15 protein-coding genes are annotated in these 15418 nt (G+C 58.5%); 10 read left to right on the forward strand and 5 right to left on the reverse strand.

Annotated features, from left to right (window positions below):
* Positions 1–7: 7 nt before the first annotated feature.
* The gene (locus tag CR155_RS00740; protein ID WP_233213816.1) at positions 8–964 is read right to left on the reverse strand and encodes a TPM domain-containing protein; all 957 of its coding nucleotides are present in this window, start codon (positions 962–964) and stop codon (positions 8–10) included.
* Positions 965–1014: 50 nt separating this feature from the next.
* On the reverse strand, positions 1015–1626 hold the full coding sequence (locus CR155_RS00745) for a LemA family protein (RefSeq protein ID WP_102068400.1): 612 nt from the start codon (positions 1624–1626) through the stop codon (positions 1015–1017).
* A 276-nt stretch (positions 1627–1902) separates the two neighbouring features.
* Between CR155_RS00745 and CR155_RS00750 the strand changes: the two genes are divergently transcribed.
* The 4 genes from CR155_RS00750 (at position 1903) to CR155_RS00765 (ending at position 6395) form a co-directional block, all read left to right on the forward strand.
* Entirely contained in the window at positions 1903–3324 is a 1422-nt protein-coding gene (locus CR155_RS00750; protein ID WP_102068099.1) for a DEAD/DEAH box helicase, read from the forward strand.
* 43 nt (positions 3325–3367) lie between these two features.
* Positions 3368–3997: a LysE family transporter gene (locus CR155_RS00755; protein ID WP_102068100.1), complete on the forward strand. Its 630-nt coding sequence runs from the start codon at positions 3368–3370 to the stop codon at positions 3995–3997.
* A gap of 64 nt (positions 3998–4061) precedes the next feature.
* Entirely contained in the window at positions 4062–5669 is a 1608-nt protein-coding gene (locus tag CR155_RS00760; RefSeq protein WP_102068101.1) for a peptide chain release factor 3, read from the forward strand.
* A 75-nt stretch (positions 5670–5744) separates the two neighbouring features.
* A complete protein-coding gene (locus tag CR155_RS00765; RefSeq protein WP_233213818.1) occupies positions 5745–6395 on the forward strand; it encodes a hypothetical protein in 651 nt (216 codons plus the stop codon).
* Positions 6396–6403: 8 nt separating this feature from the next.
* Here CR155_RS00765 and bfr read toward each other — a convergent pair whose 3' ends face one another.
* The 3 genes from bfr to rpoN all read right to left on the reverse strand — a co-directional run bounded on the left by bfr (position 6404) and on the right by rpoN (position 8912).
* On the reverse strand, positions 6404–6883 hold the full coding sequence (gene bfr, locus CR155_RS00770) for a bacterioferritin (protein WP_102068103.1): 480 nt from the start codon (positions 6881–6883) through the stop codon (positions 6404–6406).
* 203 nt (positions 6884–7086) lie between these two features.
* Entirely contained in the window at positions 7087–7365 is a 279-nt protein-coding gene (locus CR155_RS00775) for a (2Fe-2S)-binding protein (protein ID WP_102068104.1), read from the reverse strand.
* Between the two features lie 125 nt (positions 7366–7490).
* A complete protein-coding gene (gene rpoN, locus CR155_RS00780) occupies positions 7491–8912 on the reverse strand; it encodes an RNA polymerase factor sigma-54 (RefSeq protein WP_102068105.1) in 1422 nt (473 codons plus the stop codon).
* Positions 8913–8927: 15 nt separating this feature from the next.
* On the opposite strand from rpoN, the gene CR155_RS00785 reads away from it, so the two are divergent.
* From CR155_RS00785 to CR155_RS00810, 6 genes are all read left to right on the forward strand, one after another.
* A complete protein-coding gene (locus CR155_RS00785) occupies positions 8928–9494 on the forward strand; it encodes a hypothetical protein (RefSeq protein ID WP_102068106.1) in 567 nt (188 codons plus the stop codon).
* A gap of 296 nt (positions 9495–9790) precedes the next feature.
* Positions 9791–11482, forward strand: a complete 1692-nt coding sequence (gene leuA / locus CR155_RS00790) for a 2-isopropylmalate synthase (RefSeq protein ID WP_102068107.1) — start codon at positions 9791–9793, stop codon at positions 11480–11482.
* 134 nt (positions 11483–11616) lie between these two features.
* Complete coding sequence (locus CR155_RS00795) at positions 11617–11892, forward strand: hypothetical protein (RefSeq protein ID WP_102068108.1); 276 nt, start codon at positions 11617–11619, stop codon at positions 11890–11892.
* 134 nt (positions 11893–12026) lie between these two features.
* Positions 12027–12923, forward strand: coding sequence for a manganese catalase family protein (locus tag CR155_RS00800; RefSeq protein ID WP_102068109.1), 897 nt, complete (start codon positions 12027–12029; stop codon positions 12921–12923).
* Positions 12924–13039: 116 nt separating this feature from the next.
* Positions 13040–14110 (forward strand): ABC transporter ATP-binding protein, encoded by a 1071-nt coding sequence (locus CR155_RS00805; protein ID WP_102068401.1) that lies wholly within the window; start codon positions 13040–13042, stop codon positions 14108–14110.
* 12 nt (positions 14111–14122) lie between these two features.
* A complete protein-coding gene (locus CR155_RS00810) occupies positions 14123–15418 on the forward strand; it encodes an ABC transporter substrate-binding protein (protein ID WP_102068110.1) in 1296 nt (431 codons plus the stop codon).

Genomic DNA, 15418 nt, shown 5'->3' on the forward strand with positions numbered 1-15418 from the left:
CTACCCATCACCAACTACCCGAAGCACCGCCACCGCCGCTGCCACCGCCGCCGCCTCCGAACCCACCACCGCCGCCAAAACCGCCGCCCCCTCCAAAGCCGCCGCCTGCGCCGAAACCGCCCAGGCCGCCACCCAGGCCGCCGATGACACCACCGCGACGCGAAGCACGGGCCCCACTGCCACGGCCACCAGCTCCGAACATGCGCCCTATGCTGCTCAGGAAAAACGCCACGACGGCGGCAAGAAGGCTGAAGCCTATGCTGCCGAACATGAGGAAGACGAAAACGCCGGCCACCAGAGCAGCAAACCCAGCGGGCATCAATAAAGTCATGAAAGCCAGCGGCGCAAGCATGACCACGGGAGAGTCATCGTCCGACGCGGATTCGGTGCCGGCCACCGGCGCGGGCAAGGGCTCGCCGTCCACCAGCTTGACCAGACTTTCCACTCCGGCAATCACACCACCCGCATAGTCGTCTTGCTTGAATCGAGGCGTGACCTGTTCGCGGATGATCCGCCCAGCGAGCAGGTCGGGTACGGCGCCCTCCAGCCCATAGCCGACTTCGATGCGCAAGCGACGGTCATCTTTTGCCACTACAAAGAGAATGCCGTCGTCGACCTTCTCGCGGCCGAGGCGCCATTGATCGAACACCCGACGAGCATAACCTTCTATCGTGTCTTCACCCGTCGTGGGAACGATCAGCACGGCAATTTGCGCACCTTTGCGCTGCTCGAGGTCGGCCAGCAACTGCTCGAGACGGGCACGGGTATTGGGATCCAGCGTACCGGTGCTATCGGTGACGCGGTTTTCAAGGGCGGGAACCGGCGCCTGTGCAGCGTGTGCGCCCCCAGCGAACGCGAGCGTCAGCAACGCCAGCCCCAACCCGAACCATAAAGCCAGTGACATGGCCATGGCCTTGCTGCGGGAACCGCACAACACTAAAAATCCGGTCGCCGATACGGCCATGGTTCATCCTTGCGCAATGATACTAAAACAATGAAAACCAGGACTTGGCATTAGGGTTTCGCCGTTTCCGGCACCGAAAATTTCACTTCGGGATCCTTGGTGATTTCTTCCTGCCTGGAAACCCCATAGTTTTCAATGGTGTCATAACCAAAAATCTTGGCGGTGATAAGCGTTGGAAACTGGCGCACGATCAGGTTGTATTCCTGTACGGCTTGGACATAGCGTCCACGCTCGGTCGCAATACGATTTTCGGTGCCTTCAAGCTGGGTCATCAGATCGCGAAAAAGCGCGTCGCTTTTCAGCTGCGGATAGTTTTCCGACACGGCAATGAGGCGTGACAGCGCCGATGATAATTGCCCCTGCGCTTCGTTGAAGCGAGCCATGACTTCGGGATTCTGGAGGTCGTTTGCGCTGATCTGGATACTGCCGACCTTGGATCGCGCCTCGGTGACCTGCGTGAGGACGGCGCGCTCGTTGACCATGTAGGCATTGACCGAATTGACCAGCTTGGGAACCAATTCGGCACGACGTTCATACTGGTTCAGCGTCTGGGACCATGCCGATTTGACCTGTTCGTCCAGACGTTGGATGTCGTTGTAGCCGCAGCCGGCCAGCAACAGGGACAGGCAGGGCAGGAGAATTAACAGCAATATACGTTTCATCATCGGAATCCCGGAAAGGCAACAACACAAATTACAGCAGTTTGTACAGGCTTTGCCAATATGCCTGAAATAACGATCTCGTGCGCACAAAATTAAATGGAATACGCAATGCCCTAGCTTTTACGTTACAATACTGGATTACGTGTCGCACCAGTCAACACGTGTCTTGCAAGCCATTCTGTTCTTGCCTGAGCTTTTTCGCTCTCAACTTCTTTTATCGTCTGCCTAGATTGGTATCTCTCGACTCGAGCGATAGGCTGTCGCTGGAGTTATTTCTTGAATACCCAAATTACATTTGCCTCCCTAGGGCTGGCAGAACCCCTTCTGCGTGCTGTTACCGATACCGGCTATGTGCACCCCACGCCCATTCAGGCCCAGGCCATTCCCCAAGTCATGTTGGGCGGTGATCTCTTGGCCGCTGCCCAGACCGGCACCGGCAAGACGGCAGGCTTCACCCTGCCCATTCTGCACCGCATGCTGCAATCCGCCCCGCAGAATCGCAAGGCCGGCCAGCCCCGCGTGCTGATCCTGACGCCCACACGGGAACTGACGGCACAGGTCGAAGAGTCTGTGCGTACCTATAGCCAGCATACGTCGATCGTTTCAATGGTCATGTTCGGCGGCGTCAATATCAATCCGCAGATCAAGGCGCTGCGCAAGTCCCTGGACATTCTGGTGGCCACCCCGGGCCGCCTGCTGGATCACGCTCAACAGAAGACCGTCGATTTGTCGGCCGTCGAAATCCTGGTCCTCGATGAAGCGGACCGCATGCTGGACATGGGCTTCATCCGCGACATCCGCCGCATCATTGCATTGCTTCCCCGCACTCGCCAGAACCTATTGTTCTCGGCTACGTTTTCGGACGAAATCCGCGAACTCTCCAAAGGCGTGCTGACCAACCCCATCGAAATTTCGGTCGCGCGCCGCAACACCGCGTCAGAACTGGTCAAGCAAACCATGGTGATGACTGAACAGTCGCACAAGCGCGATCTGCTCAGTTACATCATCCGCGAAAGCGGCTGGCACCAAACGCTTGTGTTCACCCGCACCAAGCATGGCGCAAATCGTCTTGCCGAGAAACTCGTGAAAGATGGACTTGCCGCCGCGGCCATCCATGGCAACAAGAGCCAGGCTGCCCGCACACGCGCACTGGCCGAGTTCAAAGACGGGAAAGTTGCGGTTCTGGTGGCCACTGACATCGCGGCACGCGGTATCGATATCGATCAGTTGCCGCATGTTGTCAACTTTGAGCTGCCCAACATTCCCGAAGATTATGTGCACCGCATCGGCCGCACAGGCCGCGCAGGCAGTGAAGGTTCGGCACTGTCGCTGGTCGACAAGACTGAAATCAAGTACCTGAATGCCATCGAGAAGGTAATCAAGCGTCCTATCGAGCGTACGACGATCGAAGGATGGTCGGTGGACATGGTGAAAGCCGAACCCGCGCATGTACGTGCCGACGACGACCGCCCGCGCCGCTCGAATGCGCCCCGCAAAAGCGGTGGAAACGCTGGCGCGAGGCCTGCCGGTCGCGCCGGTGATGCCCGCCGCTCCACAGGTGGTCGCTCCGAAAGCGGCGCAGGCCGGCCCGCTGGTTCCGCCCGCACGGCCGCTGGCGCCTCGACAGGACAGCCGCGTCACCGTAGCGGCCCTTCGCGCAACGGCGACGGACAGCGCTCTGCCTTGCTGGGGAAATAAGGCGTAATATCTCAGCCTTCGACACCACGGCCGACACTGCGCAATGTCTCTCAATACCTGGTTTGCATTTTTTGCCGCCTCCTGGGCAATTTCTTTTTCGCCCGGGCCAGGCGCCATTGCCGCCATGGCATCCGGCCTGAAATACGGTTTCAAGCGTGGTTACTGGACGACCATCGGCCTTATCCTGGGCATACTCGTCCAGTTCGTGTTGGTGGCAGTTGGTCTGGGTGCCTTGCTGGCCGCGTCAGAGCTGGCGTTCAGCGTAGTGAAATGGCTGGGCGTCGGCTACTTGATCTACCTCGGGTGGCGACAATTTCGCACCGACTCCGCTCCCGTGGCGGTCGAAGCCGGCCAACCCGAATCGTTCCGCATTCGCGACCTCGTCGCGCGGGGCTGCTTGATCAATATCACCAATCCCAAGGGCACCGTCTTCTTGCTGGCGGTCGTCCCACAATTTCTGGATCTGTCGCAGCCCTTGACGCTCCAGTATGTTGTAATAGCTGCCACCTTGTGCTTTACCGACCTGGTGGCGATGGGGTGCTACACCACGCTGGCTGCTCGCATGTTGAAGCTCCTGCGAAGCCCACGGCACATCCGCTGGCTTAATCGCACCTTCGGCGCCTTGTTCATACTGGCCGGTACGGTTCTGGCCTCGTTCAGTCACCATAAATAAGCTGTTGTGCTGCGACGGGCGGCGGAACCTCAGCCTCCTCGGCGACACACGTTAAAATCAGACCATGAGCATTACCCAAGAAGTCGCACGACGACGCACATTTGCAATCATTTCCCACCCCGACGCTGGCAAAACCACCCTGACGGAAAAGCTGTTGCTGTTCGCAGGCGCCATCCAGATTGCCGGCAGCGTCAAGGCCCGCAAAGCCAGTCGCCATGCCTCCTCCGACTGGATGGAAATCGAAAAGCAGCGCGGCATTTCGGTAGCCTCGTCGGTCATGCAGATGGAATACCGCGACTGCGTGATCAACTTGCTCGACACGCCCGGCCACCAGGATTTCTCCGAAGACACTTATCGCGTGCTCACCGCGGTGGATGCAGCGCTCATGGTGATCGACGCCGCCAATGGTGTCGAGCCCCAAACTCTGCGCCTCCTGCAAGTCTGTCGGGCCCGCAATACACCCATCATCACTTTCATCAACAAGCTCGACCGTGAGGTTCAGGAACCCCTCAATCTGCTTTCCGAGATTGAATCGCACCTGGGGATGGATGCCGTGCCGTTTTCCTGGCCGGTAGGCATGGGCAGATCGTTTGGAGGCGTGTTCGACATCCGCCGCAACCGCATGCGCGTGTTTCGCGCCGGGCAAGAACGCCGTGGCGACAGCGACGATCTTATCGAAGGACTGGACAATCCGGCTATTGCCGAAAAATTTGGCGATGCATTCGTGAAGGCCAACGAAGAGATCGAACTCATCAACGCCGCAGCCCCCGCCTTTGATGCCGATGCTTTCCTGGCGGGCAAGCAGACCCCGGTTTTCTTTGGCTCGGCCATCAATAATTTCGGTGTACAGGAAGTCCTGGACGCCTTGGTGGATTTCGCTCCCAAGCCGGGTTCACGCACCGCCCTACAACGCGAAGTGCAGCCGGACGAGCCCAAGTTCAGCGGAGTCGTCTTCAAGGTGCAGGCCAACATGGACCCGGCCCATCGTGACCGCGTCGCGTTCATACGCGTCAGTTCGGGACGGTTCGAACGCGGCATGCGCTTGAAGATTTCCCGCACCGGCAAGGAAATGCGCCCCAACAACGTGGTGTCGTTTCTGTCGCAGAGGCGCGAGCTGCTGGACGAGGCCTATGCCGGCGACGTCATTGGCATTCCCAACCACGGGGTGCTGCACCTGGGCGACGTACTGACCGAAGGCGAGAACCTGCAGTTCACCGGCCTGCCATTTTTCGCGCCTGAGCTCTTTCAAGCCGTGGAAGTCAAAGATCCTCTGCGCATCAAGCAATTGCGTATCGGACTGACGCAGCTGGGCGAAGAAGGCGCCATCCAGGTATTCCGGCCGGAAGCCGCGGGCGGCGCGCTATTGCTGGGCGCGATCGGCCAGCTGCAGTTCGAAGTCGTCGCGCACCGGCTCAAGACCGAATACGGTGTCGAGGCGCGCCTCATGCCATCGCGTTACAACATGGCACGTTGGATTACAGCCTCGGACCCGAAAGTATTGCGAAAATTCATGGACGCCAATGCCGCGAACATCGCCTACGATGTGGTCGACGCGGTGGCGTTCCTAGCAAGTTCGCCGGCACAGCTGCGCGTTGCGCAAGAGCTCTATCCGGGGATCGAATTCCACGCCATGCGTGAACACGGTGGTCAGGTTTTTGGGCAAAATGCATAAACGGCCGTACGGCCGCCTGCTTTTTTACCAAGGGCTCAGCTTATATACTGGGCTTTCTTTCCCAGACAGAGGGTAATGATGTCCTGGCGTTTCATATTTGCAATTCTACTTGTCGCCGCCGGTGTTTCCGCCTGGGGCGGATTGCGGCTGGGCGACTGGCTCGTGTCACATGGCCCTATCGCTCCACCCATCGAAGATCCAACCACGATCGTAACAACACCTGTGCTCGACGCCAATGGCCTGCCCTTCGTCGCCCAGCCGCCGCAGCCGCTGGTCAACGGGCAGCAGGGCGTGCTCAGCCCGCCCGACCAGATCGCCTGGGAAATCCCCGATCGTTCACTGGATGAAACCAAGAAGTCAGCGGCCATCGAGCTGGCCACGACCACCATTACCATGCAGGAAGCGATAGAGATCGCCGAGTCGGGAACCGGCCAGTCCTTTCAGGGAATCGCCGATGTAGGCGATCTGGTACTGGGTGCTGGCGGAGGGGGTCAATTGCAACCGGTGGAAATGACTCCGCCACCACCACCGCCGCCGCCCATTGCAGGCGCGCCAGCCGCGGGTGGCAACCAGGCCTGGCAAGCCAGCCTGCGGCAGGACTTGCAGGCGTGCAGCGCCCAGAGCTTCTTCGACAGGCCCAGTTGCGCCTGGACGGCCCGCAATAAATATTGCGAGCCCAACAATGCCTGGGGCCGCGCGCCCGATTGCCCGGCTAAAAGCTTCTAAGGTCTGGCCTAGTCGCTCAGTTCGCCCATCTGGGACTGCAGGTAGTTTTGCAGTCCCACTTTTTCGACCAGCTCCATCTGGGTTTCCAGCCAGTCGATGTGTTCCTCGGTATCGTTCAAGATGTCCTGGAACAGGTCGCGTGAAACGTAGTCGCGCACACTTTCGCAGTAGGCCATGGCTTCTTTTACGGTTTCCTGGGCGCTGCTTTCCAGTCGGTGATCACAGGACAGGATCTCCGGCACATTCTCCCCGATCAACAGCTTGTGGAGGTCTTGTAAATTGGGCAAACCATCGAGCATGAAGATCCGTTCCATCAAGCGATCGGCGTGTTTCATTTCACCTATCGATTCGTCGTACTCGTGCTTGCCAAGCTTGTCGAACCCCCAGTGGTTGAGCATGCGCGCATGGAGAAAATACTGATTGATCGCGGTGAGTTCGTTTTTAAGTTGCGCATTCAAATACTGAATAACGGTTTTATCGCCTTTCATGGCCTACTCCTGAGCAAAGGTGAGGATCGATAACAGCATCGGGTGCGCGCGCCCGGCATACCATGTAGCGGCCGCGGCTGATCCGTCCATAAGGCTAACACGCCGACAGACGATTTACGGCAAGGCGCAAGACTATAGGGTCGCGAATTTGGACACTATGCGGCAGGACTTAAGGATGGGAATGGAATCTGGGGCCGGAAGTGTCAAGCCCGGCGAACCGCCACGGAAACCATGGGGGTGACAGCACGCGTAAGCCCCGAGTCGTTGGCCGCAGCGGTGACCACGGCACCGGCCTCTTGGGTGACGGTAGCCTGACCGGCATAACGCCCGCCCGGCAGGTACTCATTAGCGGTCTCGGCGCAGCAACCACAACTTGTGGCCACCCCGAGCTGACCTTGCAGGTCGGCCATGGAGGAAGCCCCGTCCGCTACAGCGGCCTGTACTTGACGCTCGGTGATGGCGTTACAGATGCAAATGAACATGAGAACAATTATTATCTAGATGCCGAAAAAAATCAATCTCGATTCACAAATATTTATCCGGAAGTCCACGCCGCCTGCCCCGCCCACCCTTTCCATCCCTCCTGCGACATGCCACCAGTCTTGACTCAGGCTCCTTGGGACGGTGTTTCGAGGGCTGCCCGCGCTTTGCGCAAAATGGCAGGTTCGATTCCAGCTGCTTCCCGGTACTTTGCCACGGTGCGTCGTGCGATCACCACACCATGCTCGGCCAGGCGCAGGGCGATCTGGCTGTCAGACAGGGGTTTCTTGCTTGATTCCTCACCCACGAGCTTGATGATCAGCGAGCGCACTGCCGTGGCCGATGTCGATTCTCCATCGTCGGTGAGCAGCGCCCCGCCGAAGAAACGCTTGAGCTCGATGACACCCCAGGGACTCTGCAGATACTTCTGCCGTGTTGCGCGGGATACGGTGGATTCGTGCAGAACCAGTTCCTGGGCGATGTCGCGCAATAGCAACGGACGCATGGCGCTCAGGCCTTTCTCGAAATAGTCCTGCTGCCTGTCGACGATGGCCTGCGTGACGCGCAAGATCGTGACGAAGCGCTGGTTCAGGCTTTTGATCAGCCCCTGGGCCTGCTGGAGCTGGCCCTGCATCGCCGGCGCCGCAGCCGCCTGGTCCAGCAGGCTTTCATAAACCGAGTTGATGCGCAGCTTGGGTACGACGGCGGGATTCAGGCTGGCCTGCCAACGGTGTTTCACCTTGCGCACAATCACATCCGGTGTGACGTAGTCGGCCAGCGAGGTCGCCCAATTGCGCGCCGGACGAGGCTCGAGCTGTAGAAGCAGGGCGTGCGCGGCCCGCAGCGTGGTCTGGTCGCAACCCAGCGCGTCGCGCAGCCGGGCCAGGTTGCCGGAAGCCAGCACTGCTAGCTGATCGCGGGCAATCTGCACGGCACAGGCAAGGATCTCGGGTGCCGCCCGAGGCTCGCCCTCGAGCTGCAAGTGCTGGAGCTGAAGGCAAAGACAGTCCGACAGCGACAATGCCCCTACGCCAGGCGGATCGAAGGACTGCAACAGACGTAGGGCGCCACGCAGCTCATCGAGTTCGATGTTCAGCTCGGCCGGCAAATATTGCAGAATATCTTCCAGCGGGGTGGGCAGGTAGCCGTTGGCGTCGAGCTCATCGATAAGAAGCGATACGAGGGCACAATCGCGCGGCTGGGCCCGGGTCATGTGCAACTGCTGAAGAAGATGGTCCTGCAGCGTCTCGGCCAGGGCCGACTCTGGACGCATGGCGTCGTCGTCGGAGTTATTATTGCTGGCCCGATTGGCCGCACCCAGAACTGTCCAGCGTTCTTCCAGTGCCTGGCTGTCATCGGCTACCGCATCGACAGCAACGGTGTCATACTCCTCTTCTTGCTCGAGCATGGGATTTTCAAGCAGTGCCTCGGCCAGCTCTAGCTCCATTTCCTGCGCGGACAGCTGCAGGAATCGTATTGACTGCTGCAGCTGAGGAGTCAATGCCAATTGTTGATGCTGACGAAGTTCTAAAGACTGACGCGATTGCATTTTAAAATAAGTTATATGAAACCAAATAACCAACATCCTACCCGCCAGGACGCAGCCTTATTGCGTAAAACGCTACTTAAGCTTACGGCAGCCCAGAAAACACTGTGTGTCGTCGTCGTGATCCTGGTAGCCCTTGTCTGGTACAAGCTGCTCAACCGCTTGGTTGCTTTCGGTCGAGACATTGATTATGGCGGTTTACACACCTTAGGTGTCCAGACTATTGCCCTGCTGAAACAATACAACCCTTTCTTCTGGTGGGCTGTCGTAGCATTGTGCACACTTATTATTGCCTATTTCCTGTACGTCTTCGTACAGGGCACGCAGCGGCGGGTGCGTGTCAAGCAAGTCAGTGAAGAAACCGTGGCCATGCTGGCCCAGCAATTATCCGAACCCGCCCTTGAAGTGCTGCGCTGGGCATGGACCGATCGCCGCAACCCCATTACCGTGGGCGACCTGCAACGGACCGCGCGTGAAATCGGCCACGGCAGGGCCGCCAAAATAACATTGGTGCGCCGGCATGCCGCCTTGATCGCCCCACCTTCCATCACCCCCCGCCCCGAAAAAACCTTGCCAGAAGTCTGAAAATATGGTTGACTGTAGGGTATGAGATCCGAACACGCCATTCCCCATAACACCCGTTCCCGCAGCGTCGCTGCCGGCGGGTCGTTACGTGTTCAGGGCGTTGTACGCCCCACCCCCGCTGCGCTCGCCCTATCGCTGCTACTACCGATCGGTTGCCGGACCTAGCGTCTCGTGGCAGTTCGGCAGCCTGTTCCAGCCACATCTCCTACCTTCAATTCACCGTTTTGAATGCGCTCCGTCCTTTGACGCTCCGGTGAATACGCCTTCAACGATTCAAATAAGCAAACAGGTGCCCAATGATTTCGAACCCATCTGACAAATACCGTCCGTTTGTACCGTTCACGCGCGATTTTTCCGAGCGAACCTGGCCTAGCAAGCGCATCACCCATCCACCCATCTGGATGAGCACAGATCTTCGGGACGGCAATCAGTCCCTCATCGAACCCATGAGCGTGGACCGCAAGCTGCGCTTCTTCGAGCAATTGGTGAAAATCGGGTTCAAGGAAATCGAAGTGGGTTTCCCATCGGCGTCGCAGACTGACTTCGATTTCGTCCGCAAGCTTGTCGACGAAAACCGCATCCCCGATGACGTTACCATCATCGTCCTGACGCAATCCCGCGAAGACTTGATTCGCCGCACAGTCGAATCGGCGGCCGGCGCCAAACAGGCCATAGTCCACCTGTACAACGCATGTGCTCCGGCATTTCGCAAGATCGTCTTCAATATGAGCAAGGAAGAAGTCAAGCAAATAGCCATCGACGGCACCCGTCTGGTCAAGGAATGCACCGGCCAGCATCCCCAGACATCATGGCGCTATGAGTACTCGCCTGAAGTCTTCAGCACCACCGAACCCGAGTTTGCACTGGATGTCTGCAACGCTGTCACCGACGTGTGGCAGCCCACGTCCGAATCCAAGATCATTTTCAACCTGCCCGCCACGATAGAAGCTACCACACCCAATCTGTACGCGGACCAGGTCGAATGGATGCATAACAATCTCAAGCAGCGCGACTGCATCGTGCTCAGCGTGCACCCGCATAACGACCGAGGCACGGCGGTGGCAGCTGCCGAATTTTCCGTGATGGCGGGAGCTGATCGGATCGAGGGCTGCCTGTTCGGCAATGGCGAACGCACGGGAAATGTCGACCTGGTCACCCTTGCACTGAACCTGTACACGCAAGGCATACATCCCGGGCTGAACTTCTCCGACATCGACGAAGTGCGCCGCTGTGTGGAGTATTGCAATCAGTTGCCTGTACACCCCCGTCATCCTTATGCTGGCGACCTGGTCTTCACCGCCTTTTCGGGCTCGCACCAGGATGCCATCAAGAAAGGTTTTGCCCAGCAAAAACCCGACACCTTGTGGGAAGTACCGTACCTGCCCATCGATCCGGCCGACCTGGGCCGCAGCTACGACGCCGTCATACGTGTCAACAGCCAGTCCGGCAAGGGCGGCGTGTCCTACCTGCTCGAACAGGAACACGGCCTGGTATTGCCACGCCGCCTGCAAATCGAGTTCAGCCGCGCCATTCAGCGCGTCACCGATGAAACAGGATCCGAAGTTACCGCCTCGAAGGTGTTCGACGTATTCACCGAAGAATACCTGGATCGCGATCAGCCATGGAAACTGATTCGGCACCGTATCACGGGCAATCCCAAGGCGAATCCCGGCCAGCAGTTCGCCATTGAAGTGGAACTCGAGGAAAACGGTGAAGTACGCCATCTGACCGGCGAGGGCGACGGTGCCATTTCGGCGTTCGTGGCCGCATTGGACGCCGATGTCCGGATCATGGATTATCACGAGCATGCTATTGGCACCGGCACCAACACTCGCGCGGCTTCCTATGTGGAACTGCGGGTTGGCGATTCGCCCACGGGCTTTGGCGTGGGCATTCATGGCGATATCGTGACCGCATCTTTCCTGGCGATACTGGGAGCAGTCAACCGGCATGCCGTCAATACACCGGCAGAGGCACTGGCTGGATAGAAAAACCAGTAGCACGCGCCGGTGCGCCGGACCGCCGGACCGCCGGTGGGACATAACGAAGGTCAGAGAGGGCAAGTTGCATTGGGTATGCAACTTGCCCTCTCTGTTTTCACCTTCATTTATGGAGAACCAAAATGGACGAATCCACAACGCTGGATAAAACCGTAAGTAGCGGGAGGTCGTTGATCCAATCGATTAAGGAAGCCGACGCGCAGCGCGACGACTTCCCCGGAGAGCATCTTATTGTTTTGGGTTCCGGACTGCTCCTGCTATGGGCGGCCGCACGCAGCCGTTCAACGCTGGGACGCGTCCTGGCGGGCGCGGTCGGAAGTGCGGCCATCGGCCGGGCCGCCAGCGGGACTGGCGGAATAGCACGCGTCGCCCGCGTGCTGAACGGAGGGCGACGCTGAAGTTTTGGCCCTATTCATCCGCAGCGCCAGCGGCATACGGCTTGCTAGTCGTTTCGACTGCATGGTTTCCTTTCTGGCGACGCTTGAAAAACCCTTGCGGATATTACTCAAACGTTAATTCCAAGGAGCACCTTATGTTTGTCCACAATAAGCGGCTGCAGTACACAGTACGTGTCAGCGAATCCAACCCCGGTTTGGCAAATCTGATGCTTGAACAGTTTGGTGGTCCACAAGGCGAGTTGGCGGCGGCCTGTCGCTATTTCACGCAGGCACTGGGGGAAGACGATCCGGGACGCAAGGACATGTTGCTGGATATTGCGACCGAAGAGCTCAGCCACCTGGAGATCATCGGGACTATTGTCGCCATGCTGAACAAGGGGGCCAAGGGCCGGCTGGCTGAAGGCAACGAAGCAGAAGCTGAGCTTTACCGGTCCATCACTGGCGCCGGCAATGACTCGCATGTCACCCAAGTTCTATACGGCGGTGGTCCTCCCTTGGTCAATTCCGCGGGAGTACCCTGGTCCGCCGCCTATATCGATACCATCGGCGAGCCGACAGCCGACTTGCGCTCGAATATTGCCGCCGAAGCCCGTGCCAAGATTGTCTATGAAAGGTTGATCAATGTGACCGACGACCCGGGAATCAAGGATGCGCTGGGCTTTCTGATGACACGCGAAGCGGCCCATCTTAAATCGTTCGAAAAAGCTCTGTATGCGATCAGTCCGAATTTCCCGCCGGGCAAGATGCCGGTCGATCCGGCGTACGCCACCAAGTACTTCAACATGTCCCAGGGGGACGGCGACATGCGCGGTTCGTGGAATAGCGACGAGAACTTCGACTACGTGACGGACGGCGACCAGGAAGTTCCCGCTGATGACGATGACGGCCTGCCGACAGTGGCGCTTAGCGAAAATGACAAGTCCACGCTGGACGCCATGGCGCTGCGCACGCAGTCCGACCCCAAGGTGAATCCTGTGACTGGAGTGGAACTCGGCGAAGAAGATGGAGCGGCACTGGATAAAGGAGTCTAGGGCGCACCGCCTGCTGTCGACAAAGGCCCCGTCAGGGGCCTTTGTCATATTTCTATTGTAATAATGGTGCAATGGACGGTGCTTAATATGAAAACGTTTTCATGTTCAAGCCCACTATGTCTTCCATCACTCTCGATAACATCAGCAAGCAATATGGTGGCGCGCCGCCCGCTGTAGACCGTGTCAGCTTTACGGTGGAGGTTGGAACGTTTACGGTCCTGCTTGGGCCGTCAGGCTGCGGGAAATCAACCACGCTCAGAATGATCGCCGGCCTCGATGAGCCAACATCGGGACGTATCCATATCGGTGAACGCGACGTTACAGAATTGGCGCCCGCGCAGCGCAGGATTGCGATGGTGTTTCAGTCTTACGCCTTGTTCCCGCATTTATCGGTCAAGGAAAATATTCTGTTCGGGTTGCGGGTACGCAAGGAACCCAGGTCCGACTACGCGAGCCGACTGCAACAGGTGTCCGAGTTGCTGGGGCTGGAAAAGTTGCTGGATCGCAAGCCTTCACAGTTATCCGGTGGCCAGCAGCAGCGCGTCGCGCTGGGGCGGGCCGTCATCTCGAAAGCGCCCGTTTGCCTTATGGACGAGCCTCTGTCCAACCTGGACGCACAACTGCGGCATGAAATGCGTCGCGAGATTCGCGCGCTTCAGCAAAGCCTCGGCATCACCATGGTGTATGTCACGCACGATCAGACTGAAGCCATGAGCATGGCAGATCGCGTGGTGCTTCTCAATGGCGGTCGAATCGAGCAGAACGACACGCCGGACACTCTTTATGCCCAACCCGCCACCGAATTCTCTGCGCGTTTCATCGGTACGCCGCCCATGAACCTGCTGAAGCTGGACGCCCGAACCGGCGGCATCCAGGGTCGAGAGGATGCCGGACCGCTAAGCGGCATCGCCCCCGGCGCCGCGAAGGTGGGCCTGCGGCCAGAGCATATATCCATCCATGACAACGGCGGCTTCCCAGCCACCGTCGTGAACGTGGAGTATTTCGGTGCCGACTCCATTGTCATTTGCAAAGTCGGCGCCAACAGCGGAATTGCCGTACGGGCCGCCGGCCATCTGCGCGCCAACACCGGCACCAGCATCAGGCTTCACTGGAAAAACACGAATCAACATTTCTTTGACGCCTCGGGCAAAACGCTGACGCGCGCGCCCCTTACTCTTACTTCTTGACAGGAAAAAACCATGCAACGCACTTTTTCGAAAGCCCTGGCGCTGACCCTTGCCGGCGCGTTTTATGCGGCCCCAGCCTGGTCCCGGGACAAGCCTGTGGAACTCGAATTCTATTACCCCGTGGCCGTCGGCGGCCCGATCACCAAGATCGTCGACGACATGGTCGACAGGTTTGAAAAAGACCATCCAAACATCGACATCAAGTCGGTTTATGCGGGCTCCTACCAGGATTCGGTGGCCAAGGCACTGACCGCCCATAAAGGCGGGAATGCACCGCAGCTGGCAGTTCTGCTGTCCACCGACATGTTCACGCTGATAGATGAGGGCGCTGTCATTCCGTTTGACCCACTCGTACAGACGGAGGACGACAAGAAGTGGCATGCCGGGTTCTATAAAGGCTTTATGGCCAACAGCCAGACGGGCGGCAAGACCTGGGGCATCCCGTTCCAGCGTTCGACCATCGTGATGTATTACAACAAAGACTTGTACAAGGCTGCCGGCCTGGATCCCGAGCGTCCCGCGGCAAGCTGGGCCGAGCTGGTGAGCCATGCCGAAAAGCTGACCAAGACAGACGGCTCGGGCCAGGTCACCCAGTGGGGACTGGAAATTCCTTCCGGCGGAAGCTTTGCCTACTGGCTGTTTCAGGCACTGACGACGCCGAACGATGCCATCCTGATGAACCAGGAAGGCAATGAGGTGTATCTGGACAAGCCGGCCGTCATTGAATCCTTGCAGTTCTGGCACGACCTGGCCTACAAGCACAAGGTCATGCCTCCCGGCACCATAGACTGGGGCACCACGCCCAAGGATTTCCTGGTCGGCAAGACAGCGATTATGTGGACAACCACCGGAAACCTGACCAACGTGCGCAAGAACGCCAAGTTCGACTTTGGCGTGGCACCCATGCCCAAGGCCAAGCGCGGCGGAAGCCCCACCGGGGGCGGCAATTTCTATTTGTTCAAGTCAGCCACGCCCGAGCAGCAAAAAGCGGCCTACACCTTCGTCAAGTGGATGACCAGTCCGGAAAACGCCGCCGCCTGGAGCATCGATACGGGATATGTTGCGGTCACCCCTGCGGCCTGGGAGACCGAACAGATGATAAACCATGTCAAGAAAGTGCCTGCCGCTGCCGTCGCCCGGGATCAACTCGACGTCAGCGTGGCCGAGTTTTCGACCCATGACAACCAGCGCGTCACCAAGCTGCTCAATGACAACATCCAGGCTGTCCTGACCAATTCCAAGTCGGCCGACCAGGCCATGAAAGACGCACAGCGCGATGCAAATCGCTTGCTGCGTTCTTATAAGTGA

Origin of the sequence: Pollutimonas nitritireducens, assembly GCF_002849615.1 — a bacterium.
GTDB classification, from domain to species: Bacteria; Pseudomonadota; Gammaproteobacteria; order Burkholderiales; family Burkholderiaceae_B; genus Pollutimonas; species Pollutimonas nitritireducens.